This window comes from Peribacillus sp. FSL E2-0218 (assembly GCF_037992945.1).
In the GTDB taxonomy this organism is placed as follows: Bacteria; Bacillota; Bacilli; order Bacillales; family DSM-1321; genus Peribacillus; species Peribacillus simplex_B.
The window spans coordinates 3,373,659-3,396,380 of record NZ_CP150304.1; the positions used below are offsets into that span (position 1 = coordinate 3,373,659).

At 43.7% G+C, this 22,722-nt stretch carries 25 protein-coding genes and 1 pseudogene; 7 read left to right on the plus strand and 19 right to left on the minus strand.

Features of this window, described 5'->3' with window-relative positions:
• Window positions 1-44: 44 nt before the first annotated feature.
• Window positions 45-1,163 (minus strand): GPR endopeptidase, encoded by a 1,119-nt coding sequence (gpr, locus tag MHI53_RS16250; RefSeq protein WP_340371734.1) that lies wholly within the window; start codon window positions 1,161-1,163, stop codon window positions 45-47.
• A gap of 275 nt (window positions 1,164-1,438) precedes the next feature.
• Between gpr and rpsT the strand changes: the two genes are divergently transcribed.
• Window positions 1,439-1,705 carry a 30S ribosomal protein S20 gene (gene rpsT, locus MHI53_RS16255; RefSeq protein ID WP_061144543.1) on the plus strand — a complete coding sequence of 89 codons (267 nt, stop codon included), beginning with the start codon at window positions 1,439-1,441 and terminating at the stop codon, window positions 1,703-1,705.
• Window positions 1,706-2,271: 566 nt separating this feature from the next.
• Here rpsT and holA read toward each other — a convergent pair.
• Window positions 2,272-3,279 carry a DNA polymerase III subunit delta gene (gene holA, locus MHI53_RS16260; protein ID WP_061144542.1) on the minus strand — a complete coding sequence of 336 codons (1,008 nt, stop codon included), beginning with the start codon at window positions 3,277-3,279 and terminating at the stop codon, window positions 2,272-2,274.
• A 342-nt stretch (window positions 3,280-3,621) separates the two neighbouring features.
• On the opposite strand from holA, the gene MHI53_RS16265 reads away from it, so the two are divergent.
• Window positions 3,622-3,756 carry a YqzM family protein gene (locus MHI53_RS16265; RefSeq protein ID WP_034308559.1) on the plus strand — a complete coding sequence of 45 codons (135 nt, stop codon included), beginning with the start codon at window positions 3,622-3,624 and terminating at the stop codon, window positions 3,754-3,756.
• 69 nt (window positions 3,757-3,825) lie between these two features.
• Here MHI53_RS16265 and MHI53_RS16270 read toward each other — a convergent pair whose 3' ends face one another.
• From MHI53_RS16270 to MHI53_RS16280, 3 genes are all read right to left on the minus strand, one after another.
• The gene (locus tag MHI53_RS16270) at window positions 3,826-6,132 is read right to left on the minus strand and encodes a DNA internalization-related competence protein ComEC/Rec2 (RefSeq protein WP_340371735.1); all 2,307 of its coding nucleotides are present in this window, start codon (window positions 6,130-6,132) and stop codon (window positions 3,826-3,828) included.
• A gap of 16 nt (window positions 6,133-6,148) precedes the next feature.
• Entirely contained in the window at window positions 6,149-6,709 is a 561-nt protein-coding gene (locus tag MHI53_RS16275) for a ComE operon protein 2 (protein WP_061144540.1), read from the minus strand.
• A gap of 81 nt (window positions 6,710-6,790) precedes the next feature.
• Window positions 6,791-7,411 carry a helix-hairpin-helix domain-containing protein gene (locus MHI53_RS16280; RefSeq protein ID WP_061144539.1) on the minus strand — a complete coding sequence of 207 codons (621 nt, stop codon included), beginning with the start codon at window positions 7,409-7,411 and terminating at the stop codon, window positions 6,791-6,793.
• Window positions 7,412-7,523: 112 nt separating this feature from the next.
• Here MHI53_RS16280 and comER point away from each other — a divergent pair, with 112 nt between their 5' ends.
• Window positions 7,524-8,354 (plus strand): late competence protein ComER, encoded by an 831-nt coding sequence (comER, locus tag MHI53_RS16285; RefSeq protein WP_340371736.1) that lies wholly within the window; start codon window positions 7,524-7,526, stop codon window positions 8,352-8,354.
• A gap of 93 nt (window positions 8,355-8,447) precedes the next feature.
• On the opposite strand, the gene MHI53_RS16290 is transcribed toward comER, so the two are convergent.
• From MHI53_RS16290 to MHI53_RS16325, 8 genes are read right to left on the minus strand one after another with little or no spacing between them, the layout of a single operon-like run.
• The gene (locus tag MHI53_RS16290; protein ID WP_061144538.1) at window positions 8,448-9,191 is read right to left on the minus strand and encodes a class I SAM-dependent methyltransferase; all 744 of its coding nucleotides are present in this window, start codon (window positions 9,189-9,191) and stop codon (window positions 8,448-8,450) included.
• A complete protein-coding gene (gene rsfS, locus MHI53_RS16295; RefSeq protein ID WP_061144537.1) occupies window positions 9,188-9,544 on the minus strand; it encodes a ribosome silencing factor in 357 nt (118 codons plus the stop codon). The genes MHI53_RS16290 and rsfS overlap by 4 nt, the downstream gene beginning before the upstream one ends.
• On the minus strand, window positions 9,544-10,116 hold the full coding sequence (gene yqeK / locus MHI53_RS16300) for a bis(5'-nucleosyl)-tetraphosphatase (symmetrical) YqeK (protein WP_061144536.1): 573 nt from the start codon (window positions 10,114-10,116) through the stop codon (window positions 9,544-9,546). Before yqeK ends, rsfS begins: the two co-directional genes overlap by 1 nt.
• Window positions 10,106-10,675: a nicotinate-nucleotide adenylyltransferase gene (locus MHI53_RS16305; protein ID WP_061144535.1), complete on the minus strand. Its 570-nt coding sequence runs from the start codon at window positions 10,673-10,675 to the stop codon at window positions 10,106-10,108. Before MHI53_RS16305 ends, yqeK begins: the two co-directional genes overlap by 11 nt.
• Before the next feature lie 12 nt (window positions 10,676-10,687).
• The gene (yhbY, locus tag MHI53_RS16310; protein WP_061144534.1) at window positions 10,688-10,978 is read right to left on the minus strand and encodes a ribosome assembly RNA-binding protein YhbY; all 291 of its coding nucleotides are present in this window, start codon (window positions 10,976-10,978) and stop codon (window positions 10,688-10,690) included.
• Window positions 10,972-11,814 (minus strand): shikimate dehydrogenase, encoded by an 843-nt coding sequence (gene aroE / locus MHI53_RS16315; protein ID WP_061144533.1) that lies wholly within the window; start codon window positions 11,812-11,814, stop codon window positions 10,972-10,974. The genes yhbY and aroE overlap by 7 nt, the downstream gene beginning before the upstream one ends.
• Window positions 11,815-11,834: 20 nt before the next feature.
• Window positions 11,835-12,959, minus strand: a complete 1,125-nt coding sequence (yqeH, locus tag MHI53_RS16320; RefSeq protein ID WP_061144532.1) for a ribosome biogenesis GTPase YqeH — start codon at window positions 12,957-12,959, stop codon at window positions 11,835-11,837.
• On the minus strand, window positions 12,941-13,462 hold the full coding sequence (locus tag MHI53_RS16325) for a YqeG family HAD IIIA-type phosphatase (protein WP_061144531.1): 522 nt from the start codon (window positions 13,460-13,462) through the stop codon (window positions 12,941-12,943). Before MHI53_RS16325 ends, yqeH begins: the two co-directional genes overlap by 19 nt.
• Before the next feature lie 454 nt (window positions 13,463-13,916).
• Here MHI53_RS16325 and MHI53_RS16330 point away from each other — a divergent pair, with 454 nt between their 5' ends.
• A complete protein-coding gene (locus MHI53_RS16330) occupies window positions 13,917-14,057 on the plus strand; it encodes a sporulation histidine kinase inhibitor Sda (protein WP_061144530.1) in 141 nt (46 codons plus the stop codon).
• Between the two features lie 48 nt (window positions 14,058-14,105).
• Here MHI53_RS16330 and MHI53_RS16335 read toward each other — a convergent pair whose 3' ends face one another.
• Window positions 14,106-14,891, minus strand: coding sequence for a phosphatidylserine decarboxylase (locus MHI53_RS16335; RefSeq protein ID WP_340371737.1), 786 nt, complete (start codon window positions 14,889-14,891; stop codon window positions 14,106-14,108).
• 136 nt (window positions 14,892-15,027) lie between these two features.
• Here MHI53_RS16335 and pssA point away from each other — a divergent pair, with 136 nt between their 5' ends.
• Window positions 15,028-15,567 carry a CDP-diacylglycerol--serine O-phosphatidyltransferase gene (pssA, locus tag MHI53_RS16340; RefSeq protein ID WP_061144528.1) on the plus strand — a complete coding sequence of 180 codons (540 nt, stop codon included), beginning with the start codon at window positions 15,028-15,030 and terminating at the stop codon, window positions 15,565-15,567.
• A 144-nt stretch (window positions 15,568-15,711) separates the two neighbouring features.
• Here pssA and MHI53_RS16345 read toward each other — a convergent pair.
• Together MHI53_RS16345 and MHI53_RS16350 are read right to left on the minus strand one after the other, a co-directional pair.
• Window positions 15,712-17,080 (minus strand): annotated as a pseudogene (locus MHI53_RS16345) (IS1182 family transposase).
• Between the two features lie 330 nt (window positions 17,081-17,410).
• The gene (locus MHI53_RS16350) at window positions 17,411-19,201 is read right to left on the minus strand and encodes a M3 family oligoendopeptidase (RefSeq protein ID WP_061143637.1); all 1,791 of its coding nucleotides are present in this window, start codon (window positions 19,199-19,201) and stop codon (window positions 17,411-17,413) included.
• Window positions 19,202-19,357: 156 nt separating this feature from the next.
• Between MHI53_RS16350 and MHI53_RS16355 the strand changes: the two genes are divergently transcribed.
• Window positions 19,358-19,660 (plus strand): hypothetical protein, encoded by a 303-nt coding sequence (locus tag MHI53_RS16355; RefSeq protein ID WP_340371738.1) that lies wholly within the window; start codon window positions 19,358-19,360, stop codon window positions 19,658-19,660.
• 309 nt (window positions 19,661-19,969) lie between these two features.
• Here MHI53_RS16355 and sigK read toward each other — a convergent pair whose 3' ends face one another.
• Window positions 19,970-20,692 carry an RNA polymerase sporulation sigma factor SigK gene (gene sigK, locus MHI53_RS16360; protein WP_034308596.1) on the minus strand — a complete coding sequence of 241 codons (723 nt, stop codon included), beginning with the start codon at window positions 20,690-20,692 and terminating at the stop codon, window positions 19,970-19,972.
• Window positions 20,693-20,883: 191 nt separating this feature from the next.
• On the opposite strand from sigK, the gene MHI53_RS16365 reads away from it, so the two are divergent.
• Window positions 20,884-21,066 carry a hypothetical protein gene (locus MHI53_RS16365; protein ID WP_081092516.1) on the plus strand — a complete coding sequence of 61 codons (183 nt, stop codon included), beginning with the start codon at window positions 20,884-20,886 and terminating at the stop codon, window positions 21,064-21,066.
• Between the two features lie 209 nt (window positions 21,067-21,275).
• Here MHI53_RS16365 and MHI53_RS16370 read toward each other — a convergent pair whose 3' ends face one another.
• Together MHI53_RS16370 and MHI53_RS16375 are read right to left on the minus strand one after the other, a co-directional pair.
• Complete coding sequence (locus MHI53_RS16370; protein ID WP_081092517.1) at window positions 21,276-21,416, minus strand: YrzI family small protein; 141 nt, start codon at window positions 21,414-21,416, stop codon at window positions 21,276-21,278.
• A gap of 1,007 nt (window positions 21,417-22,423) precedes the next feature.
• Window positions 22,424-22,690, minus strand: a complete 267-nt coding sequence (locus tag MHI53_RS16375; RefSeq protein WP_061143641.1) for a YrhC family protein — start codon at window positions 22,688-22,690, stop codon at window positions 22,424-22,426.
• Between the last annotated feature and the right edge of the window lie 32 nt (window positions 22,691-22,722).

The window sequence follows — 22,722 nt, forward strand, 5'->3', positions numbered from 1 at the left end:
TGCTAGAAAGGGTAGAACACCATTTTTGGGCACAAAAAATGGTGTTAGCGAGTGTAGTATCCCGCATTATCTTGGTTGATTGATTTATGCAAAGCAGCATTCAGCCCATTCGCGATCAAATTCGCCATATCTTCAATGAAAACATCGACTTCCTTCGGTGTAACCATTAAATTTTGACCGAGTGGTGACAGCACTTCATAGATCAATTTCCGTTTCTCTTCATCAGGAAGGACCCCTATCATCCCCATGAAGGTTTGGCGTTCCTTCTCCCCGGGCATATCCTCATCAGTCAGCTTCGTCCGCTTGCCAAAGCTGAATCCCGCAGGTGCCAATGAACGTGAAGGTCTGTCACCTTCATTCAATTCCTTGCCAAAATGCTTCAAGATATAATCGATCGTATCGCTGGCAATGGATACGGCATCGACGACCGTCGGAATCCCTATCGCTATGACAGGTACTCCCAATGTATCCTGGCTCAGTTCTTTTCGTTTATTCCCGACACCAGAACCCGGATGAATGCCGGTATCGGTGATTTGTATCGTTGAATTCACGCGGTCGATCGAACGGGCAGCCAAGGCATCCACCACAATGAGGAAATCCGGTTTACTTTTCTCGATGACCCCTTTTATGATGTCACTCGTCTCGATTCCCGTAATTCCCATGACCCCTGGGGAAATCGCACTGACCGGCCGATATCCTTCCTTCACTGACCCTGGCTGCAACTCGAACAAATGTCTCGTGACGACAAGATTCTCAATGACTGCAGGCCCCAAAGCATCGGGTGTAACATTCCAATTGCCAAGCCCAACGACCAAGCAGCTGCTTTCCCTGGTGATTTTATTCCGTTGCAGGAAGTAAGCCAGCTCATTGGCAAACACCTTTTCCACCCGATGCTGCGTATCGGTATCCTGTTGTCTGATCCCCTGGACCTCGATGGTCAAATAGCTGCCCTCTTTTTTGCCAATCTCCTTTTCTCCCGCAGCCGTGACCTCTACCAAGGATACCTTGAGGTCATCGACTTCTTTTTCCTTAATGATGACCCCTTCGATATGGGAGACATCCACTTCCTCAACGACACCTTTATGTTCAAGGGCAATTTCCTTCGCTTCAATTGCCAAATCTGTCCGAATTCCAAATTCCCTAAGATCCAAATGATTTTCCATAGCGCCCTCCTGCTGTTCGAATTGTAATCCAATCTAGTAATTTGCATAGTCTCTCTTAAACATTCTGTCGTTTTTGCTTTTTTATTATTCATTTTTTTGGTACAATGAAATATGACGAGATGAATTTATTATTGAAATTATAATTCCTTTTCGATTCTCAATCTGAAGTATTGCATATTTATGAGCAGTCTGATAGAATATCACTTGTGCTATTTGATATGGATTTGAAAAGTCGAGTTCATATAATCTCGATTTCTTTGTAGGAGGTGAACGGAATGCCAAACATTAAATCTGCTATTAAACGTGTGAAAATCAACGACAAAAAACGCGTACAAAACATTACAGTTCGATCTACTATGCGTACTACAGTGAAAAACGCTGAAGCTGCATTAGCTGGTGAAAACGTTGAAGCTGCTAAAGAAGCTCTTTTAACAGCTGCTGTGAAATTAGACAAAGCTGCATCTAAAGGATTAATCCATAAAAATGCGGCAGCCCGTAAAAAATCTCGTTTAGCGAAAAGACTTAACGCTCTTAACGCATAATGACAAAAAATTAAACGATCCAACCGGATCGTTTTTTTTGTGCCCATTTTTAGAACAAAAATAAGTCAGCGGCGCTTTGGCATCATTATTTTTCATCGGATTTGAAGCATTCCTCCCAGTCCAGCTGCCTTCAATTGAACGTCCTTACCTCCGCTTGTTTTTTCATTTACGAACAATTTTCTTTCCCCCTTCGTATATTCACCTCTCCCCCGTGCCTACAGGGAATGGAACGGATACAAACCTGCAAAACTGGGAGCAATGGAAAATCCATCTTTCCTTTCACTCAAAATGGCATGAAAAGAGAAGGTGCGAGACTCCGCTTTGGAAATGCAGGTACGCGAGTCCCTTAAGCCGAAGCTCCTCGACCGCCCGCGGAAAGCGAGCCTGCAGTGCATGAAACGGACAAAGTCCAAGCACTCCCGGCAATCGAAAGGCCATCTTCGTTCTCGCACAAAGTGGAATGAAACAAGCAAATAAGGGCAAGGAGATACCCATTCAACGCAGCAAAATAAAACATTCTAATACTAAAACATAAAAAGGTGACAGCGCTTCTGTCACCTTTTTAATCACCTAATTTTCAAGAGCAGCAATTCAAGCGTTATCGCCTTGTCCGCTTGGCCCGTTTTCATTTTATAATCCGCCTCTGCCAAGTCGTTCATGATGCCCAGCAATTCGCGTTCCTGGAACTTCCCCGTCTTCTCAAGTGCCAGCTTTACCCTGAAAGGATGCACCTTTAATTGCCCCGCAATTTTTTGCTGGCTGTATCCTTGACGGGATAGCTCCTTCACTTGGTACATGAGCCTGACTTGTCCTGCCATCACACTCAATATCTTGATCGGCTCCTCATTCTGACGGAGGAGGTCGTGCAGAATCGTCATGGCACTCTCCATCTTCCGCTGTAACACATGATCTACAAGCGTGAAGATATTTTGTTCAAGTGATTTAGCGACCAGCTTTTCGACAATCTCGGCGGTGATAGGCTGATCTTCCTCCACATAAAGTGCCAATTTATCCAATTCATTCGTCAGCATCATCAAATTCGTTCCTGCAAGTTCAAGTAATAGTTCTGTCGCCTGATCATCTATGCGGCCAGAACCTACCCGTTCCCTCACCCATCCCTTCAACTCATGGTCACCAAGCTTCTTCGCTTCAACGAGGACCGCTTTTCGCTTCAGTTCCTTGGTGATTTTTTTTCGTTCATCTAACTTCTCATAGGGAGCAGTCAGAACGACGATCGAATAAGGGACGGGATCTGCTAAATACGCTTCAAGTCTCTTCACATTGTGTTCAACTCTCGACTTCGTTTTTTCAGCAGTCAGAAAAAAGGGGTTTTGCATGAAAACTAGACGCCGTTCCCCGATAAAGGGCAGAGTTTCAACATCTTCAAGTGCCGTCTCAACAGGTGTCTCTTCCAAGTCAAATTGAGAAAAGTTGAAATCCATCTCATCTTCATGAAGGACATTCTCGATCAGCAGCTGCTTCGTTTCATTAATAAGATAGGCTTCCGTTCCATACAACAAGTACACCGGCGCGAATTGCCCTTTTTTTATGCTCTTCCAAACGTCTAATACCAATAGAATCCGCCTCTTTTTTTATGTATTCTTCTCTAATGGTATAGGTGGATGGACCATTTGACAAGCTATAAAGGGAACTAGCCCCCTAAAGGACTAATTCCGGATCTATATGAACACTTTCAAGGAAGGCCCGGGTAATCTCCCTTGAAAGCGGGTGAGGTATTCATGCAGAACAAATATCGAGCTTTTCTTTTTCGCTTGCTTTGTTTGTACTTTTATTTTGACCCCATAACCGCAAACTATTTGTGACAACTCTTGTCAGTATAGGAAATGAAGAATGCGACCTGTAGATTTTTCACTGGTAATGTTTTATACTATTAGCAGAAATAGGAGGGGTAAATCATGAACGAATTCGAAAAGAATGTCCAGTCAAAGACAGATGACGTCGCTGATTCCGCAATCGGTTTCATCGGATCTTTTGTATTTTTCGCTGCCATGTTCACCATAGCTGTCGTCATTAAAGCTGTCGGATCCTGATTTCTGCACTTATTTTTTTCGGAAGGGGACTGCTTTTGCAGTCTCTTTCTTTTTTATTTCTACAACATACTATGGGATAGTCTTCCGAAAGGTTCCTTTCCTTTTGTAATACTTATAAATGATCGAACCATCTTCATCCGTCCTGAACACATGAATTTGATTTGTTTCCAAATTCCCTAAGACGCTTTTATGGGGATGACCGTATCGGTTATCTTTTCCGGCTGAAATCAATGCGGCTTTCGGCTGCAGCTGCAAAAGGAAGGGTGCCGAAGTAGATGTCTTGCTGCCATGGTGGCCGACCTTCAGGATATCCGCCCGCAACCGTGGAAAGGCGTTCATCAGCTTCCCTTCCCCCTCTTCCTCCAAATCTCCGGCAAAAATCCATGATAAGCCCCCTAGCTCCGAGTATAAAACGATCGACGAATCATTTTTATTTTCTTCTTCTTCATGAGGATGCAGCACGGAAAACAGAGCTCCGCCCGCTACCCAGCTGTCCCCCCTTTTACTGACTGACAGCTGCACTTTTTTATCCCTTGCAATCGAGACAAAGTCCATATCGCGATATTGCTCTTCACTGCCGCCTCCAATGATGATTTCTTCCACTTTGAAATGTTCGATCAATTCTTTTGCACTCCCTACATGATCGGCATCAGCATGAGTCAAAATCAGTTTATCCAATTGATGGATGCCCTTACTTTTCAATAACGGAATGATGATATCATCCGCTGTATTGAACTTCTTGCGCTTTTGCGCCCACGGCTCGATGGGGAATGTAATCTGCCCGCCCGTATCAATCAAATAATTACCGCGGTTGAAAGGCAGGATAATTAAAATGGAGTCACCTTGCCCAACATCGATGATCTGCACTTCGCCAAAAGGTGACAGCTTTTGTATATTATATTGAAAAAGCAATAGTACAATCAGCATCCCGCACCACCATTTACTTTTCTTAAAAGACCCCTCCCAGGTCAGGTATAGCCCGAGAAGGGACGTCACAAGTAACGCCATCACGAAAAAATGGGGCTTTCCAAATACAATGGAAGCTAAAGGCAAATTCGAGGCTGCATCGGCGGCCTTATTGCATAGGATGAAGGTGAAGTTCAATATCGATATTAGGGGCTCTCCTAGCGGCGGGAATAGCAGATGACAAGTGAGGGCAATTAAAGAAAAAGGCAGCAACAAGATCGAATAAAGCGGAACATACACGACATTCAGGAACACTCCTAGGAAAGAGGCTTCATAAAAATGAAAAAGCAAAATGGGAAGGGCTGTCAATTGGCAGATCAAGCTTATGATAAGCAACTGCAGCGTTTTTTGGGGATAGCGTAAGAAGATGCCCGAAGACATGAGAATGGAAAAAGTGACGGCGAACGAAAGTTGAAAGCCGATATCATATAGCATATTGGGCTGAAATAACAAAAGTGCGATGTAAACAAGTCCAATGGTGGAAGCTGCGGAGACACGATGCTTGAATAACAATAGAAAAAAAAAGAGCATCGCCATTAAACATGATCGCACGACTGATGGGCTGCCGCCGGAAAGTAACATATAAACGGGGAGGAAGATCAGGAGGACGATGGTCATCCTTTCCCGGGTAATCCCAATCCTGATACCCAAGTAAAATAACATCCCTGTCAAGAAGCTGACATGAAGGCCGGATATCGCCAATAAATGCACCAGGCCGAGCCTTTGATAATTAGTAAGGTCATCTTCATCAATATAGCCTTGGTCACCGAAAATGAGTGCTGTGACAAAGCCGCTTGATTCTTTTGGAAAGTTTCTCCCGATATACGCAATTCCCTTCATTCGCAAATTACGTATCGAATGGACAATCGAGTTTCCTCCTTCGATGCATTCTTGAAAAGTGATGGAATCAGCTTTCAATATCCAGTGCGTGCTTTTGCGCTTAAGATAGCGTTGATAGTCGAAACCGTTCTCATTTCTCTGTGTGTCGGGGATCGACAAGCTCCCCTCGGCAGGGCAAGATAAGCCGATTTGCAAAAGTCTGCCCAGATTTTCCTTTTCTTGCTCAGAATCGATTTTATAACGAAGCATAAGCCGTTCACCCTTCTCGCTGGCGATGAAGCCTTTCAATGAATGCCCATCTATCTTCGGCTGGTCGGTGAATGTGATTGCAAACCGGCTTTCCGTCCCTTGATAAATGGTTTGGCTTCGATGATCGGAGTAGGAAGCCGCCCCAAAAAAAATCATCATCACCACTAGATGAAGGCTATAGGCCTTCACATCCAGCCCCAGCGTAAAATGGAGGAAGCAGAGAAAGATCGTGATGATGATTAATTGCGTTATACTGGGCGATGAATGGGCGGCAACTCCAAAAGTGGCAGATAGGGCCAATAAAAGAAGGTGTCTTTCCATGCCTGTCCTCCGTCATTTAATGATCAAATATTTGCTTTGCCCTCCTCTCCAGCTCCAATACCGCTTCTTTTTCCAACCCTGTTTGTTCCAGTTTGGCTAGCAAGGCAAGCACGAAGTCCTTCTTTTCCTTTCCGTTGACATCGATGGCCCCTTTTGCTTCAACCTTTTCTGTTTTGACACCAGCCTGCCTGAATAACTCAAGTGCATATGGATGATTTTTATAGTCCTCAGCATAAAAAACGGCTTTGATTCCAGCTTGGATGAGAGATTTACAGCATTGCAAGCATGGAAAATGGGTCACATAGATCTCAGCTCGATCCGTTGGCACCCCAAATTTCGCACATTGCAGCAGTGCATTCATTTCAGCATGTATCGTCCTGACACAATGGTTATCGATTACATAACAGCCATCATCGATACAGTGCGTCCCTCCGGCAATGGAGCCATTGTATCCTCCTGCAATGATCCGGTTATCCCTTACGATCGTCGCCCCTACTGTCAGGCGCGTACATGTGCTTCTTAACGCTAATAAATGGCTTTGCGCCATGAAGTATTGATCCCAGCTTATCCTGTTCATGTTGTTGTATCCCCTCATTCAGTAAATTGTTTTCCTCAATTTTACCCTCTTGCTGCCCATTTGTGTAGTCCATTCCAACAATCACCGCACAGAAATGGAGTCCTGTAGTTTTTCAAACGTTTTATCACCGATCCCCGTCACTTTCTTCAATTCATCAATTTGCTTGAATGGACCTACGGACTCCCTATATTCCAAAATGGCAGCCGCTTTGGATGGCCCTATTCCGGTAAGCGTCTCCAACTCTTGCTGTGTCGCTGTATTCAAATTCACCTGCCCCTCCGCCATCCCTCCTGAAGGAACGAGATGGTTATATTCCAAGTTTCCCTTGTCTTCTTCCCCTATTTCCGGAACATAAATGACCATTTGATCCTCCACTAGTTGGGCAAGATTCACTTTATCCTTATCGGCCTTGTCCGTAAAACTGCCTGCTGCCGAAATAAGATCATTGATCCTGTCACCTGCCTGAGCCGTAAAAACACCAGGATTTTGTACCGCTCCCTTCAAATCGACTATAATGACATGGTCTTCCAAGACATTCGTTTCACTTTCCATTCCACCCTCTTTTGCGGCCTCAGCAAAGATATCGTCCGGCTCAACGGGTTCGTGATCATGCCCAATTTGCCAAAATAAGAAAATGACCACGGACCCCATCGCCACTGCGAGGGCAATCATCGTCTTTTTATCCTTTAAAATCCTATCCATTCATTTGCCTCCTAGTTGGTTTTTGCAGCATACATAGTCATAGGACAGATCATAAATACATAGTGTTTCTAGAAGAATCAATCGTTTTTCAAGGGAGAGGAGTTGATCGGCTTTGAAGAAAATCGGTGTAATTGGAACAGGCAATATGGGCACCATTTTAATCGAGGCATGGCTGGAGGCAAAAGTTTTGAATCCGGCAGATCTAATGATTACAAACCGGACACTATCCAAAGCATTAACACTGAAAGAAAAACATCCGGGTATCAAGGTTGCGGAAAGCGCGGCCGAAATCGCCCAGCAAGCGGATTTTATTTTTCTTTGTGTAAAGCCATTACAAATCGACGGCTTGCTTTCAGACATCAAACATCATATAAACAAGGAACAATTGGTCATCTCCATCACGAGCCCGCTTTCGGTGGCGCAGCTTGAGTCGGCCGTAAAGGCCCCTTGCGCGCGATTCATCCCCAGCATAACCAATCGGGTCGGCTCTGGGGTATCGCTGCTAAGCTTCGGTGAAGGATGCGGCAAGGAAGCGAGGTCCGCCTTGCAGGTATTGGCCTCGGCGATATCGGCGCCCGTCGTCATTGAAAATGATATCACCCGGGTAGCCTCCGATATCGTCAGCTGCGGTCCCGCCTTCTTTAGCTACTTAGCACAAGCTTTTATTGACGCGGCCTGCCAGACGACGAAAATAGATAAAGAAACCGCTACGACTTTCACTGAAAACATGCTGATCGGATTGGGGGAATTACTTGGTAAGGGCGTTTATACATTGCCGGCCTTACAGGAAAAGGTGTGCGTGAAAGGTGGGATAACGGGAGAAGGGATCAAGGTATTGGAAGCGGAGACAGGGGAAATGTTCCACCATCTTTTTCAAGCGACGCATGAAAAATTTGCAGAAGATCTGCATGAGGTTGAAAAGCAGTTTGGCCATCCTTATTAATATTCGTAACGTCTTTCTCATTTCCTGCTAAAAATAAAAAAAAGAGGCCAGGGACCTCCCTCGCATATGCGAGGGGGGCCCTAACCTCTTGATTCATTTTCTGGCTACGAATAATACCCGTTCAGTTTCCGATGCAGGCGGGGCTTCTTCAAGATCCGCCATAAGTTCCGTCACGGTAAACCCTGCTTGCTGCAACCATTTTTTATATTGGTCAACCGGATAAGTCCGTTGATAATGCAACTCATCAAAGCGGTCATACAGACCACTTCGCTCGTCCTTCACGAAAAAACTCAACTCATGTTCCACACTGTAAGGTTCTTCACCAGGAAAACAATCCCATATATAGGAAACTTCTTCATCGCTGACGGCAAACGTATGGTTATGGAACACTTCTTCCATTTTATATAGGGAATGGACATCGAACAAGAACAACCCGCCATCCTCTAAATGCTCGTACACCCGGGTGAACGTTTTGGCAATATCCGCCTCATCTCGTAGGTAGTTCAACGAATCACAAAAAATCGTGACACAGTCAAAACGACCAAGCCCCTCAAGTTCTGCCATATTCTGTTGGAATAAGGGAATCGTTAATCCGAGCTTCACCGCTTTTTCATTGGCAACCAGAAGCATTTCATCTGAGAGGTCCACGCCTGTGACCTCAAATCCGTGCTGCGCCAATTCAACGGTCATTTCCCCGGTTCCACATGCCAAGTCGAGAACCTTCCTTCCGCCAATTCCGTACTGTTCCAGCTTCGCCGTAAGGATCATCAGCCATTTTTCATAGGGTGCATCCTTCATCAGTTCATCGTATACATAGGCAAAGCGTTCGTAGGTCATGGAGTCAGTTCACTCTCTAAATCTTCAAAAGGTGCATCTCCCCATAAACGTTCGAGGTTATAGTAGTTTCTTTCATCCTTATGGAAAATGTGCGCCACTACATCGCCAAGATCGACGAGCACCCACTTCGCTTCATCAAATCCTTCAAGACGCTTTACAGCGATACCTGATTCATCGGCTTTGCTCTTCATTTCACGAGCGATGGCTTGCACTTGTTTTTCGGAATTACCATGACAGATTAAAAAATAATCCGCAACAAGGGATATGCCTTGCATATTCAAAGCCACGATATCCTCCGCCCTTTTATCATCCGCCGCTTTTGCTGCAATTACAAGAAGTTCACGTTCAGTCATTACATCTTCTCCTTCAAATTCATGATCAAATCATTATATGTGTTAAATGTATCAGGGTAAATGGCCTGATTTCTTTTCATTAAAAAAGCAACGGTATTCCTTAAAGCCTGTATGACAGCATGATCCAAGTTTTGCTTGGCTGTCTGCCTGACTTCTTCGACACCTGGAAAGGAACGTCCCGGCTCAATATAATCAGCAAGATAAATGACCTTATCCAAAAGGCTCATGCCGACCCTGCCTGACGTGTGATAGGCAATTGCATCCAAAATTTCGGCGTCCGTGATGCCTGCTTCCTTTTTCACCAGGTAAGCCCCGACTGGAGCGTGCCACAGCTCCATATTGTAGCGGAGTAGATCCGGCGCCATCTTTTCGGCGATGATGATTTGCTCCATTTCTTCTTTTGGACGAAACTTTGCATAATCGTGGAATATGGCTGCCAGTTCGGCTTTTTTTGTATCAGCGCCATAGAGCTCGGCAAGTTCAATGGCCGACTCCATCACGCCTAGAGTATGGATGTACCTGCGCTCCGTGATTTGTTCTTTGACAAGCGCCAGCGCTCTTTCACGATTCATATAAACCATTCCCTTTAATATACTTCACCACAGGATCTGCAATTAAATATTTCACGGTTTTCCCCGTTCTTAACTTCCTTCGGATCATGGAAGAGGAAATGAACATCTGCGGGACTTTCACCATCGTGATCGGGTATAGGGTTTTCTCGTCATAGCCAGGACGCTTCACCCCGACGAAATGGACCAACTCCACCAATTCGTCGATTCGATGCCACTTTGGTAAATACTCAATCATATCTGCGCCAATTATGAAATAGAATTCATTGGTCGGCTCACGTTCTTTCAGGAGCTTTATCGTATCATACGTATAAGATGTGCCTTTTCTTTCTATTTCAATACCCTCAATATAAAAAGATGGGTTGGTGGCTATCGCGTTTTCCAACATAGCCAGCCTGTCCATATCGGTTACTTCCTCCGATTTTTCCTTATGGGGAGGAACATGGTTTGGCATGAATCTGATTTCATCAAGCTCTAGAGCGTCCAGCACTTCATTCGCAATAATTAAATGGCCGATGTGCGGTGGATTGAATGTACCGCCAAGAATTCCAATTTTTTTCATAGGTAGGTTCCCTTAAGGTAGTTTAAGTTGTTTGTTTTCTCTTGATTCTTTATACAGGACGATGGTATTGCCGATGATCTGAACCAATTCCGCCCGCGCACCTTTTGATAAAGAAAGACCCACATCATTGCGGTCTTCTTCACAGTTTTGCAGGATGCTGACCTTGATCAATTCACGTACTTCAAGAGCCTCACCAATTTGCTTGATGAGATTATCATTGACCCCGCCTTTCCCGACTTGAAAAATCGGGTTGAGGTGATGGGCCTTCGATCGTAAGAATCTTTTTTGTTTTCCTGTTAACATGTGTTACCTCCTAGTTTGTTCAAGACAATATCTGTCATTCTTGCTGTATCCGGCATAATGCCCGTCCATATCTCAAAAGCGAGCGCCCCCTGGTTGATGAACATTCCCAGGCCATTTTGCGTTTTCGCCCCTTTTTCGGAAGCTTCGCGCAGCAGCTTGGTCTGCAGGGGATTGTAGATGATGTCACTGACTATTGCGCCGGTTTTAAGCCGGTCGACATTCAACGGTGAATGATCATACTCAGGACTCATTCCCGATGATGTCGTTTGGATGATTAAATCATATTGTGATAAGCTTTGTTCCGCTTCGATAATCGAGAGTGCCTTCGATATTTTATCATATGGGCAATCAGAAACAAGCTCAGCCGCTCTTTCCTTCGTCCGATTTGCAATATCGACTTGCTTTACCCCTTCTTTCACAAGAGTAAAATAAATCGCACGCGCAGCACCGCCCGCTCCGATCACTAACGTTTTTTTAGCCTTCATGTCACCTGATATTTCATCGCATAAGGATTTGAAAAATCCTTTTCCGTCTGTATTATACCCTATAAAGCGACCATTTTTGTTAACAACCGTATTTACAGCCCCGATTGCCAGGGCCAGCTCATCCACTTCATCAAGGAAGGGGATGATGGATTCCTTATGCGGGATCGTGATGTTAAACCCTTCTATACCAAGGGCTTTCATGCCCTTAACAGCATCGTTCAATCCTTCTTTCGTCACATGAAAATGGTGATAAACCGCTTCTATATTTTCTTTTTCGAATGCATCATTATGAATGTCCGGTGACATCGAATGTGCGATTGGATCTCCCATTACCCCATAGATCTTTTTCATAGTCTTTGACGACCCCTATATTAGATTAATGATTTTCGAACGATGACATTGACCCCTTTTGGGACATGTGCAACGATTTTTGCTCCCGGCTCATTGACTGTCACCCAGCCAAGGCCAGAAAACACAATATCCATTTTACCATCTTTCAAAGAGAATTCATGCGGAATCAACTTCGGGAATTCCTCGATTTGTTCAGGCCGTGGCGGCGTCAATAATTCTCCGGCATGATTTTTGTACAGCTCATCAGCCTTTTCCAATTTCGTACGATGGATGTTCAATTCATTCGAAAGGTAGCAAGTGAGGGAACGCCTTCCGCCCGAGACGTAATCCAGCCTGGCCAGTCCTCCAAAAAATAACGTCTGCTCCTCATTCAACTGATACACTCTTGGCTTGATTTCCTTCTTCGGCATGATCACCTTGAAATCCCGCTTGTCCACATAATGGGCCATTTGGTGGTGATTGATGATTCCTGGCGTATCGATCAGTGCCTGTCCATCATCCAAAGGAATTTCGATCATGTCCAAAGTCGTGCCCGGGAAGTGGGAAGTCGTGATGATATCGCCTTCTCCGCTCACTTCTTTAATCAGGCGGTTAATGAAAGTAGATTTACCCACATTCGTACAGCCCACAACATAGACATCCTTTCCTTTGCGATACCGTTCGATCGCATCGGCCGCTTCAAGGATGTGCTTTCCCTTGTCTGCACTGACAAGTAAGACATCAACCGGATTCAATCCCAATTCCTTCGAAGATTGCTTCATCCAATTGATCAATTTATTCGGTTTCACGGACTTCGGCAATAAATCCACTTTATTCCCGATCAAAAGAACATCATTTCTTCCTACAAATCGATGAAGGCCCGGCAGCCAGCTTCCATTGAAATCAAAAATATCGACGACCTTGACGATCAAGGAATCTGTTTCGCCGACTTTATTCAAGATTTTCAAGAAGTCATCGTCTGTTAAGGATACATCCTGAACCTCGTTATAATGCTTCAATTTAAAGCAACGCTGACAAACGATCGTCTCTTTTTCCAGAGCTGATTTAGGGGCAAAGCCCAATTCCTTCGGATCTTCCGTCTGGACCTTCACGCCGCAGCCGATGCACACTAATTCTTGATGATTGTTCAATTGTGATCCTCCCATTCTATCATCCCTTTTCGTTTGAAAAAGGCCATGATCTTTCTTTCGAAATAACGATTGATTTTCGTCCTGAATTCATCAGTCTGGGCGACAGGAACCACTAAAATCGTATGGAACCCACCTCTGTTCCCTCCCAATACATCCGTCAATAACTGATCGCCGATCACAACCGTCTCCTCTAACTTCAATCCCATCGCCTTACGCGCTTTATGGAAAGCCCGCGACATCGGCTTCCTGGCCTGATGGATGAACGGAATGTGAAGCGGATCGGAAAAAGACCGAACCCGATTTTCATTATTATTGGACACAATCGTCACTAAAATGCCATGGGCCCGCATGTTATCGAACCATTTGATTAAATCTGGTGTCGCTGTAGGCCTGTCCCATTCAACAAGGGTATTATCCAAGTCGGTGATGACTCCCTTTATCCCTCTTTTTTTCAATTCTTGAGGATCTATATTAAAAATGCTTTTAACATGTTCACTCGGCAAAAATAATTTAAGCATATGGGCACCTCTATATTTTCATTAAAATTTACCGTCTCCATCATATCGAATTTTCGGCTTACTTTCAAAAAAATTTCGGAAAGCGTGCTTACGGTAAAAAATCATCATAATGTAAGTTTTCGGATATGGGAAGGCATTTTTAAGAAAGACAGGAAAATTAGGCGAACGAAAGACCTAATTATTCCGAAAAGATTTCGACAAAAATTTCATTCCCTCAGCCTGTGGATAACTTTACTAACATTTTCCATGCTGAGTGGCACCATTTCGTCCACTTTGTAAACATCTTAACCACAGGTTATCCACTTTTAACTGTGGATAACAGAACGATTGTTCTCCGTGTTTATTTCTGATACAGTAGGGGTACAGCAAGGAAGACTTATCAATATATGTAAGAAAACACAGAATTATTCCTCGCAATTCCTACTGGAGGTGAGCAGCCGTAAATGGCGACCTGATGCAAAAACTATCTGATGACCTGTTGCTGGAATCCTATTTTAAAGCACAGAATTTAAAGCTTAGTACCGAATTCATCCGCCTCATAGAAACGGAGATTCATCGAAGAGCCTTGACACATAAAATCCGAGCCTTAATTTAATATGGCATACATAGGCTGACATCATATGTCAGCCTTCTTATTTTAGTTTTAAACGGCTTTCATATAGCCAATGGCTTCACCGACACGGACATTAGCGGGAATGGACAAGCTTCCTTCCAGCTCGAACTTGTTCTTCTCAAAAAGAAGGACCACAGTCGAACCAAAGCTGAAATAAGAAAACTCCTGGCCTTGCTCCAATTGTTTCGATTGATCGGTAATGACGATTGAGTTGATATACATGGCACCGACCTTCACCATCGCCAAACTTCCCGCCTCATTTTGCAGTTCAGTTATTGTACGATAATTTTTTGACAAAGGCTCTTTTCCATATTTCATCCCCCATTTATTAACGGGGTACGATTTCCTCCCAAGCGTCCAACGTTTGATTACGGCCCCCTTGATCGGTGCATGAATCCTATGGTAATGACTTGGGCTTAAGTACAGCACGAGGTATTTGCCGCCTAAGTACTTTTCCAAAGCAAGCTCATCCTCGAGCATCTCATCCATTGAATATACCTTTCCCTTAACGACGATTTTTTTATCTGCCGTTATTTCACCCGAGTCCTCGAGAACGCCGTCCACGGGACACGCCACCGCAGATGCGGCAGCCGTAATCGGCCTGGCCCCCGCCTTCAGCTTCCTCGTGAATAGCTCGTGCAGATTGGAATATGCCTTTATTTCCTTTCCAAATTCTTGTTGATTGAGGTTAAATGTCTTTACATAAAATAAAATCAAGGGCCTGCTCCAGCGAGATTGGCTAAAATGCTTTAATAAACCTGAAGAATGCCTTCCATTCGTCAGTTCGATCAATATGCGATACAAAGATTGATACAAATAAATCCACTCCAAATTGTAAAATTATTCAAAAATACCTTGCATAAATTGTGCTAAATAAAATATTATTATATAATAAACCCTTATGAATACTATATTTTTGTTTTATTTTGTTTCATTTGAAAGGAGTGAAAAGATGTTTTTACTACACGCCCTAGATCAAACCATTAAAAAAGTGAAAGCTCAAACAGCAAATATACTTACTTTAATGAATTTATCCCTCGGTGGATTCGCAATAATTGCCGTGATGCACGGCCAATTGAATTTGAGCCTGTTATTGATATTCCTGGCTGCCCTTGCAGATCGCTTTGACGGAATGGTTGCACGGAAGTTCAACATTGAATCGGAATTGGGTAAGCAACTTGATTCCATGTGTGACATCATTTCTTTCGGCGTCGCACCTGCTCTATTATTATACCAAGGAATTTTAATAGAATTCGGTGCTCCGGGCACCATTTTCACCGTTTTCTACATCGGCTGCGGCGCTTTCCGCCTCGCACGCTTCAATATCAGCGAAAGCAATGGTTACTTTACAGGGGTGCCCATTACGGTTGCCGGCTGCATCGCAACGGTAAGCTTTCTGGCCATCCCGTATTTCCATCCGGCCTTTTTCTTATCCCTCATGATTATATTATCATTGCTTATGGTCAGTCCATTTAAAATGAAGAAAGTTTAATGGCGAAAGCGGATGTCCTAAACCGGACATCCGCCCAGTTTGTAGACAAAAGGGGTTCGGAATTAAAAAATTCCGAACCCCTTTTGAAATTCCTTTGAAATTTTGACCAAAGGTTACGAGATTTGGGCTCTTCGAGCCACTATGTTAAGCCATTTTAGGACCTTGCCATGTCCAAGTGGCCATCTTCTTTAAATTCATGGCAGCGAAAGTAAGCATCGCCTGCATCGACAATTTTTTAAGTCCCCTTAAAGTAGTCCAACGCATACCATGCTTTTCTTTTGCATCTGCGAATACACGCTCAATCGTTTCTTTGCGTTTCGCATATATAGGTTTTACCTCTTGATGATGACGCAGATGATCTGCTTCTTCCACATATGCTTGCCAGATATGCCGTGTCACTACTTTTTGATGGTCTTTGCTTTCCGTACACCGTGATAAAAATGAGCATGTTGCACAAATTTGTTTGGGCGATTTGTACTCGCGATAGCCCTCTTTATTTGTTGTTGAGTACTTTAAAGTTTCTCCCGAAGGGCAAAGGTAACAATCAAAGTGTTCATCGTAAACATAGTCATGTTTGCGAAAGAATCCTTCTTTTGTACGAGGACGTGTATAGGGTAAAGCAGGTGTGATTTCTTTGTTAAATAGGTAGCTTGTAATCGCTTGTAATCGCTGGTGTTTTATAAGCTGCATCTGCGGCAACTGCTTCTGGTTTTCCAACTTTCTCAATCACTTGCTCAACAAGTGGCTCCAAAATATGACTGTCATGTGTATTACCAGGTGTTACAATCGTTCCCAATACAAAACCGTTGCCGTCTGCGGCCGCATGGAATGAATAGGCAAACTGTTTTGTTCGTTCATCTTTCACATAGTAGCCACTCTCAGGATCCGTAGTACTTTCTTTAATTGCTTTGGTTTCTTCCTTATCAAATTTATCTGGTGGAAAAGGCTTCTTTCCATGGTTTTCACGATCTTGATTGATTTCTTCTTGAAGACGTCCTTGATACGCTCGTGTTTCTTTACGAACGATTTTCTTTTCAAATTTCCGTTTATTCGCACTGGCTTTCACATGTGTGGAATCCACGAAAACGTGTTCTACACTTATTAACTTTTTATTAGCAGCTGTCATTAAAATGCGACAGAAAATCTGTTCAAACAGGTCTGTATCTTTAAAGCGTCGCTCATAATTTTTTCCGAACGTAGAGAAATGAGGTACTTTATCATGGAAACCATAGCCTAAGAACCAACGGTAAGCCATATTGGTTTCAACTTCTTCAATCGTTTTACGCATGGAACGAATACCGAAGGTATATTGAATGAAAGTCAGTTTAACTAAAATAACTGGATCAATACTTGGGCGTCCTACCTCTGAGTACATATCTTTCACCAAGTCATAAATGAAAGTGAAGTCAATGGCAGCCTCCATTTTACGAACCAAATGGTTCGGTGGCACCAGTTGATCTAAAGTAATCATTTCAAGTTGATCTCGCTGAATAGAATCATGTTTAGAAAGCATCCTCATCACCTCAAGTTTTAATCCTTCAATTTTAAAACAAAAATGACTCCAGTCAAAAGTGTTCTATCTAAAAGGTAAGACAAAGTTGATTGGAACGGAAGGTACGAGACTCCTGCGGGAAAAGCGCGTCTAGGGGAGACCCCGCAGGCAAAGCCGAGGAGGCTCCCCGACCGCCCGCGGAAAGCGAGTGCCTGGAGTGGAAATCAACGTCTAAATTGTACAGGCCATAAAAATAGACAAACTCGATTTTCATCGAGTTTGTCTACAGTCTGAGCGGATGTCCTAAACCGGACATCCGCCTTTTTGTTCCTATTCACCCTGAAAGCTCCCCTATGCTTTTTTGACAAGCGGATCGGTCAGGTTCATGAATTCCTCGACATCGTCCATGCAGGCAAGAACCGCTTCTTCCCAGAAATCACGTGTCGTCAAGTCGACACCCAAATGCTTCTTCGCCAAATCCTCGACTTTCATCGAACCGGTATCCTTTAATAAAGCGATATATTTTTCTTCGAATCCTGCAGGTTCCTTCAGGGCATTCGCATAGATCCCCAAGGAGAACAAGTATCCGAATGTGTACGGGAAATTATAAAATGGTACACCCGTAATATAGAAATGAAGCTTTGAAGCCCAGAACGTTGGATGATAATCACTTAAGGCGTCCCCATAGGCGTCTTTTTGGGCGTCAAGCATCAGTTCATTCAATCGTTCAGCACTGACATAGCCCTGTTTCCTCTCCTCATAAAATTTGGTCTCGAATAAAAAGCGGGCATGAATATTCATTAACAATGCCACCGAACGCTGAATTTTATCTTCTAATTGAACCAGCTTTTCTTCCTCACTGCCCGCTTCCTTCACAGCAGCATCGGAAACGACCATTTCAGCAAAGGTAGAGGCTGTTTCAGCCACGTTCATCGCATATGATCGATTCAACGGATGGATATCCCTCATGGCATAAGAATGGAACGCATGCCCCAATTCATGGGCCAATGTCGATACATTCGAGGGTGTACCTGAATATGTCATGAATATCCTGGACTGCTTGCTTAATGGGAACCCCGTACAAAACCCGCCAGGCCTCTTACCAGGCCTGTCCTCCGCTTCAATCCAGCTGTCATCGAAGGCTTTTTGAGTGAAGCTAGCTAACTCCGTGCCGAATTTAGAGAATTGCTGCACGATGAAATCCGCGCCTTCTTGATAATCCATCACTTTGGACTCCGCGGTCACCGCGAGCGGCGCATCCAGATCGGCCCAACTCAATTTATCCATATCCAGTAACTCCGCTTTCCTTTGTAAAAACCTCACCAACGGCTCCTTATGATCGGCAATGACATCCCACATGCTCTCGAGGGTTTCTTTTTTCATCCTCCCGATTTCAAGCGGCTCTTTCAAAATATCATCCCAGCCCCTTTTTTCATTCACACTGAGACGAAATCCAGCAAGGTGGTTCAACGTCCGGGCAAAAAGATCACTTTTTTCTTCCCAAGCCTGTTCCCATGCAGCTAACAATTCTTTTCTCGCCTCTTGATCTGGCTCGGAAAATTTATTCGCCGCTTGTCCTACCGACAGCTTGTCCCCTTTATACGGAATGGTCATGGAACCGACGATCGTATCATACATTTGGCTCCAGCCTTCGAATCCGTCCAAGGACAATTGCGTAATCAATGCCTCTTCCTTCACCGAGAGCCTTTCCTTAGCCCTCTCGCGACGTTCATTCAATACGAATTTCACTTCATCCAACGGTTCTTTGCCGAGCATGCTTTGAAAAAACGAATCATCAAGCTGGATCAGCTTTTCATCAAGCTTGCTGATAGCCATTTTGAGCGATGCAACGATTTTCATTTGTTTGATCCGCAGCTGCCCTGCCTTTTTATCCTGCGAGTTTTGAGCTTCCAGGCATCCGATGAAGGCGCCTGCCTGCGTGGACTTCATATTGGTGTTTTTCAATAGGTCGAATGCCTCGATCAATGGGCCTTCATCATTTTCTTCTGGTTTGATAGTACTTATAAGCAAGTCGAGCTCCTGCACCTCATCCTTGATTTCATCCAAAAAATTCAGGAACTCTATGGAAGAGCTTCCTCCTTTAAAAAAAATGTCCAAATCCCATGTTAAAGAATATCCCATTTTGCATGCCCCCTTTTATCAATAAGTTCATTATAGGGGTTTAGCCTGCATTTTTCTAACTAAAACGAATTTTCAGTATTTTTTAAAACATTTTTCTATATCTAAGATTAAAATAGTGTTATGATGAATATATTCTTCAAGAAAGGGGTGGTTCATATGAAATTCATCATCCAGCTGTCTGCCATCATACTCCTTTTATGGACCGTGCCCGCGCAGTTCCATCAGCATGCACAACAGCTAGCCCTTGAAGAACATACCGATGTTCACCATTGGGATAAGGCCGATAAAAAAGTGCCTCTCATTCCTGCCTTAAGTTCGTTGCAGGCGATCATCATAATTCTGTTAGTTGAATTTTCGATTTTAAGTTTTCTTTATTTCCATACAAATCTGCGACAAAGGTATCTAAGTCCCGTGTTTTTCCAGGCGAATAACGTAGCCGCCCACTCCGACATTTTATAAAAAATAAAATCGAGGAGTGATTCATATGTTGTTTCGTTTTATTATGATAGGGATCTTTTCTTTAACCGCATCACGTCTGTTCCTATTTCAGGGAATCGAGATTTATCATGCATTCGCTGATATGATCAGAAGTAAATACTAAAGCAAAAAGAGTGCCGGGAAATGTGCCGGCACTCTTTTTTTACGTTGGTTCTTTTCGTAAAGATTGATATTTTTTAAAGCGGAGTTGCGGACTCACCGCCCGCCCAAGCGAAGCGAGCATCGCGGGGAATCCACCCAAACCGCATTATGCGGAAATAGCCTTTGCGTTTAACCTTTAGCCTTCTTTTCCTTCTCTTTTTCCGCCCTGTAAAATTCATGGAACATCTTCATTAACGCGCGTTTCTCGATCCTTGATACATAACTGCGGGAAATCCCTAGCTCTTTGGCGATTTCCCGTTGGGTTTTTTCCTTTTTCAAGTCCAGCCCGAACCTGCCTACAATGACCTCCTTTTCCCGTTCATCCAATATATCAATATATTTTTTCACCTTTTCAATTTCCATATTAAGCTGGATCGTATCGATGACATCTTCAGATTCCGATTTCAGTACATCGATTAAACTGATTTCATTTCCCTCTTTATCCTGGCCAATTGGATCATGCAAGGAAATATCCTTTTTCGTTTTCTTTGTGGCGCGTAAATGCATCAGGATTTCATTCTCGATACATCTCGCCGCATACGTAGCGAGCTTTGTACCTTTCCCATCCGAATAACTTTCAATCGCTTTTATCAGACCGATCGTCCCGATCGAAATCAAATCCTCCGTATCTTCGCCCGTGTTCTCGAATTTCTTGACAATATGGGCAACAAGCCTAAGGTTATGCTCGATTAAGATGTTACGGGCATCCCCATCCCCCTCACTCATGAGCTTCAGATATTTCTTTTCATCCTGAGATGATAAAGGCTGGGGAAAAGCATTGTTTTTTACATAGGAAACAAATAAGTAAAATTCTTTGATGATATATCCGACAACTGTAAGTATTCCGGGCATTGGTTTCATCCCCCGTTTCTTTGGTCCCCTCATTCATACCTATGCAGGAGTGGGCTTGTTCGTGTCTGTCCCGATAAAAGAAATCATGAAAGGATGAAATGTTTGTATCGCCAATGGATGAATTCCCAATCGGACAAAACCATTCAATCATATAATACAAGTGAATTTTTAAGGAAAGGGGGTGTCTTGGAATGGGATATAACTATGGACCATACGGTTGCGGCAACTATGGGTATCCGGCTCCGCCGCCAAATTATGGCGGCGGTTACGGATACGGTTATGGCCTGTTTATAGTGCTGTTGATTGTATTGCTTATCTTCGGGTTCTGCTGGTTCCCGGGATATGGATATGGCGGACAAAGTTCGTGCTGCTAAAAGGAAAAAACTCGGCATTTGGCCGAGTTTTCCGAGTTTTTTCCTTTTCACCTGAGCGATTTTCCGACTGGGATCCGTTATGGGCAAAGTCCGTTAGCCGGTATCCTTCTCCTGCCACCAGCAACGCTTTGCTCCCTTTACATAGACTAAGTTCATCATATTAACCTCCACCTTTCATTGAATTTTTGGGAAACCAAACCTCATCTATCTTAGAAAAAAGGACGATGCTTCATCGCTTTGTCTAAATGTTCTTCACGAATTTTATTGATTCTCTCCTGCTGCATGCATTCCTCGGCAGTCATTTTTTTCATTTTGATCGTAATTGTGAAAAAAAGCATATTCAGTGTCATAAGTATCACCTCCTTTTAGGGTGCGGCCCCGCAAAAAGGCATAAAAAGGCCGCAGAAAGTTATGTCCTCCTGCAGCTTTTTCAAAAAAATATAAAAAGGCCGCAGGATAAAAGACTTCTCCCTGCGGCCGCTATGTTTGAATGATTAATAAAGCCCATTTGCTTTAGAAATATTCCGCGTGGCACAGGTCGAATGGTATTTGATTGTCAATTGAATAAGTCAAGCCAATTTGATTAGTGACGACTCCATATAGATACAAATTCATTTTCTTCGACCTCCCTTGGAATATTTTTTATTACTTGGTAAGTATATCCACAATTTCGGAATTTGTAAACGGCTTTTGCCTATTTTTTTTAAAATTCTTTCTTTTTACCCATTTTCAAACAGAATTTATAGAAAGTGAAGGCAATAGGAATGACAAATCCCCATGCTGTTGATTTCGAAATTAAACAGCCCTACCTTGGCCGCTCAAAAATTCAGCCCGTGCAGGTCAATGACACGACCCAAGTCCCAATACTATCGGCAAGGAGGGTGCTCATATAGGCTTCAGGCACACTGGAACGGAGGGTGTGTGTGGCCTTCCGCTTAGGAAATACGCGGCTAAGGGAGGCCCCGCAGGCGCGTGCGCCAAAGAGGCTAACGGATCCCTCTGGATAGGGAGTGCCTGCAGAGCAATGAAACGGGCTAAGGTACAAGCTACTCGCGGGTTTGAAGGAGTTTACATCGAATTTGAGGTGAATTCTCATAAAAATTGCCCTTTTCACAGGCAATTGGAGCCGTTTCTCGTCAATTTCATGGGTTACTCTCGAATCCGATCAGGATTCTCCGTATAGTTACCGCTATCTTTCACCATTTCGGCGCGTTACTCGCCCCCCAGTCCAAATCCTCCGATACGACGGGCTCAGAAACTAACTTCATGCAGGGTAAGGGAAAAATATTCAAGAAATAAAAAAGCTGCAGGCAAACTCCCTTAACGCCCGAGTTTGCCTGCAGCCTGTATCCTGATTCTATTGTTGTAAAGTATCCTGGTCATCCATTTCTGCCAAGATCTTTTTGTATTTATTGGATAAACGGAAAAATAATATGGATACGCCAAGGAACATGATCGTCGCTCCCATATAGGCATATGTGTCAATCATCGTTTTGCCGCCAGAGGGAAGGATGGTTCCTAAATAGAAAAACGAACCTACACATAGCAAAGTGATTCCAAATTGTTTAAAATCGGCCATTTTCGAATTAAGCATTGCCGCCGTTTGGTTTGTACGTTTTTTCATGCCATTCCACCTTCTTTCAAGCTGTTAAGTTA

What these genes read in the sequence shown, in the direction of transcription:
- gpr (WP_340371734.1), bottom strand. Translation starts at nt 1,163, where the DNA reads ATGGAAAATCATTTGGATCTTAGGGAATTTGGAATTCGGACAGATTTG.
- rpsT (WP_061144543.1), top strand. Translation starts at nt 1,439, where the DNA reads ATGCCAAACATTAAATCTGCTATTAAACGTGTGAAAATCAACGACAAA.
- MHI53_RS16265 (WP_034308559.1), top strand. Translation starts at nt 3,622, where the DNA reads ATGAACGAATTCGAAAAGAATGTCCAGTCAAAGACAGATGACGTCGCT.
- MHI53_RS16270 (WP_340371735.1), bottom strand. Translation starts at nt 6,132, where the DNA reads ATGGAAAGACACCTTCTTTTATTGGCCCTATCTGCCACTTTTGGAGTT.
- MHI53_RS16275 (WP_061144540.1), bottom strand. Translation starts at nt 6,709, where the DNA reads ATGAACAGGATAAGCTGGGATCAATACTTCATGGCGCAAAGCCATTTA.
- MHI53_RS16280 (WP_061144539.1), bottom strand. Translation starts at nt 7,411, where the DNA reads ATGGATAGGATTTTAAAGGATAAAAAGACGATGATTGCCCTCGCAGTG.
- MHI53_RS16290 (WP_061144538.1), bottom strand. Translation starts at nt 9,191, where the DNA reads ATGACCTACGAACGCTTTGCCTATGTATACGATGAACTGATGAAGGAT.
- rsfS (WP_061144537.1), bottom strand. Translation starts at nt 9,544, where the DNA reads ATGACTGAACGTGAACTTCTTGTAATTGCAGCAAAAGCGGCGGATGAT.
- yqeK (WP_061144536.1), bottom strand. Translation starts at nt 10,116, where the DNA reads ATGAATCGTGAAAGAGCGCTGGCGCTTGTCAAAGAACAAATCACGGAG.
- MHI53_RS16305 (WP_061144535.1), bottom strand. Translation starts at nt 10,675, where the DNA reads ATGAAAAAAATTGGAATTCTTGGCGGTACATTCAATCCACCGCACATC.
- yhbY (WP_061144534.1), bottom strand. Translation starts at nt 10,978, where the DNA reads ATGTTAACAGGAAAACAAAAAAGATTCTTACGATCGAAGGCCCATCAC.
- aroE (WP_061144533.1), bottom strand. Translation starts at nt 11,814, where the DNA reads ATGAAAAAGATCTATGGGGTAATGGGAGATCCAATCGCACATTCGATG.
- yqeH (WP_061144532.1), bottom strand. Translation starts at nt 12,959, where the DNA reads ATGGGAGGATCACAATTGAACAATCATCAAGAATTAGTGTGCATCGGC.
- MHI53_RS16325 (WP_061144531.1), bottom strand. Translation starts at nt 13,462, where the DNA reads ATGCTTAAATTATTTTTGCCGAGTGAACATGTTAAAAGCATTTTTAAT.
- MHI53_RS16330 (WP_061144530.1), top strand. Translation starts at nt 13,917, where the DNA reads ATGCAAAAACTATCTGATGACCTGTTGCTGGAATCCTATTTTAAAGCA.
- pssA (WP_061144528.1), top strand. Translation starts at nt 15,028, where the DNA reads ATGTTTTTACTACACGCCCTAGATCAAACCATTAAAAAAGTGAAAGCT.
- MHI53_RS16350 (WP_061143637.1), bottom strand. Translation starts at nt 19,201, where the DNA reads ATGGGATATTCTTTAACATGGGATTTGGACATTTTTTTTAAAGGAGGA.
- MHI53_RS16355 (WP_340371738.1), top strand. Translation starts at nt 19,358, where the DNA reads ATGAAATTCATCATCCAGCTGTCTGCCATCATACTCCTTTTATGGACC.
- sigK (WP_034308596.1), bottom strand. Translation starts at nt 20,692, where the DNA reads ATGCCCGGAATACTTACAGTTGTCGGATATATCATCAAAGAATTTTAC.
- MHI53_RS16365 (WP_081092516.1), top strand. Translation starts at nt 20,884, where the DNA reads ATGGGATATAACTATGGACCATACGGTTGCGGCAACTATGGGTATCCG.
- MHI53_RS16370 (WP_081092517.1), bottom strand. Translation starts at nt 21,416, where the DNA reads ATGACACTGAATATGCTTTTTTTCACAATTACGATCAAAATGAAAAAA.
- MHI53_RS16375 (WP_061143641.1), bottom strand. Translation starts at nt 22,690, where the DNA reads ATGAAAAAACGTACAAACCAAACGGCGGCAATGCTTAATTCGAAAATG.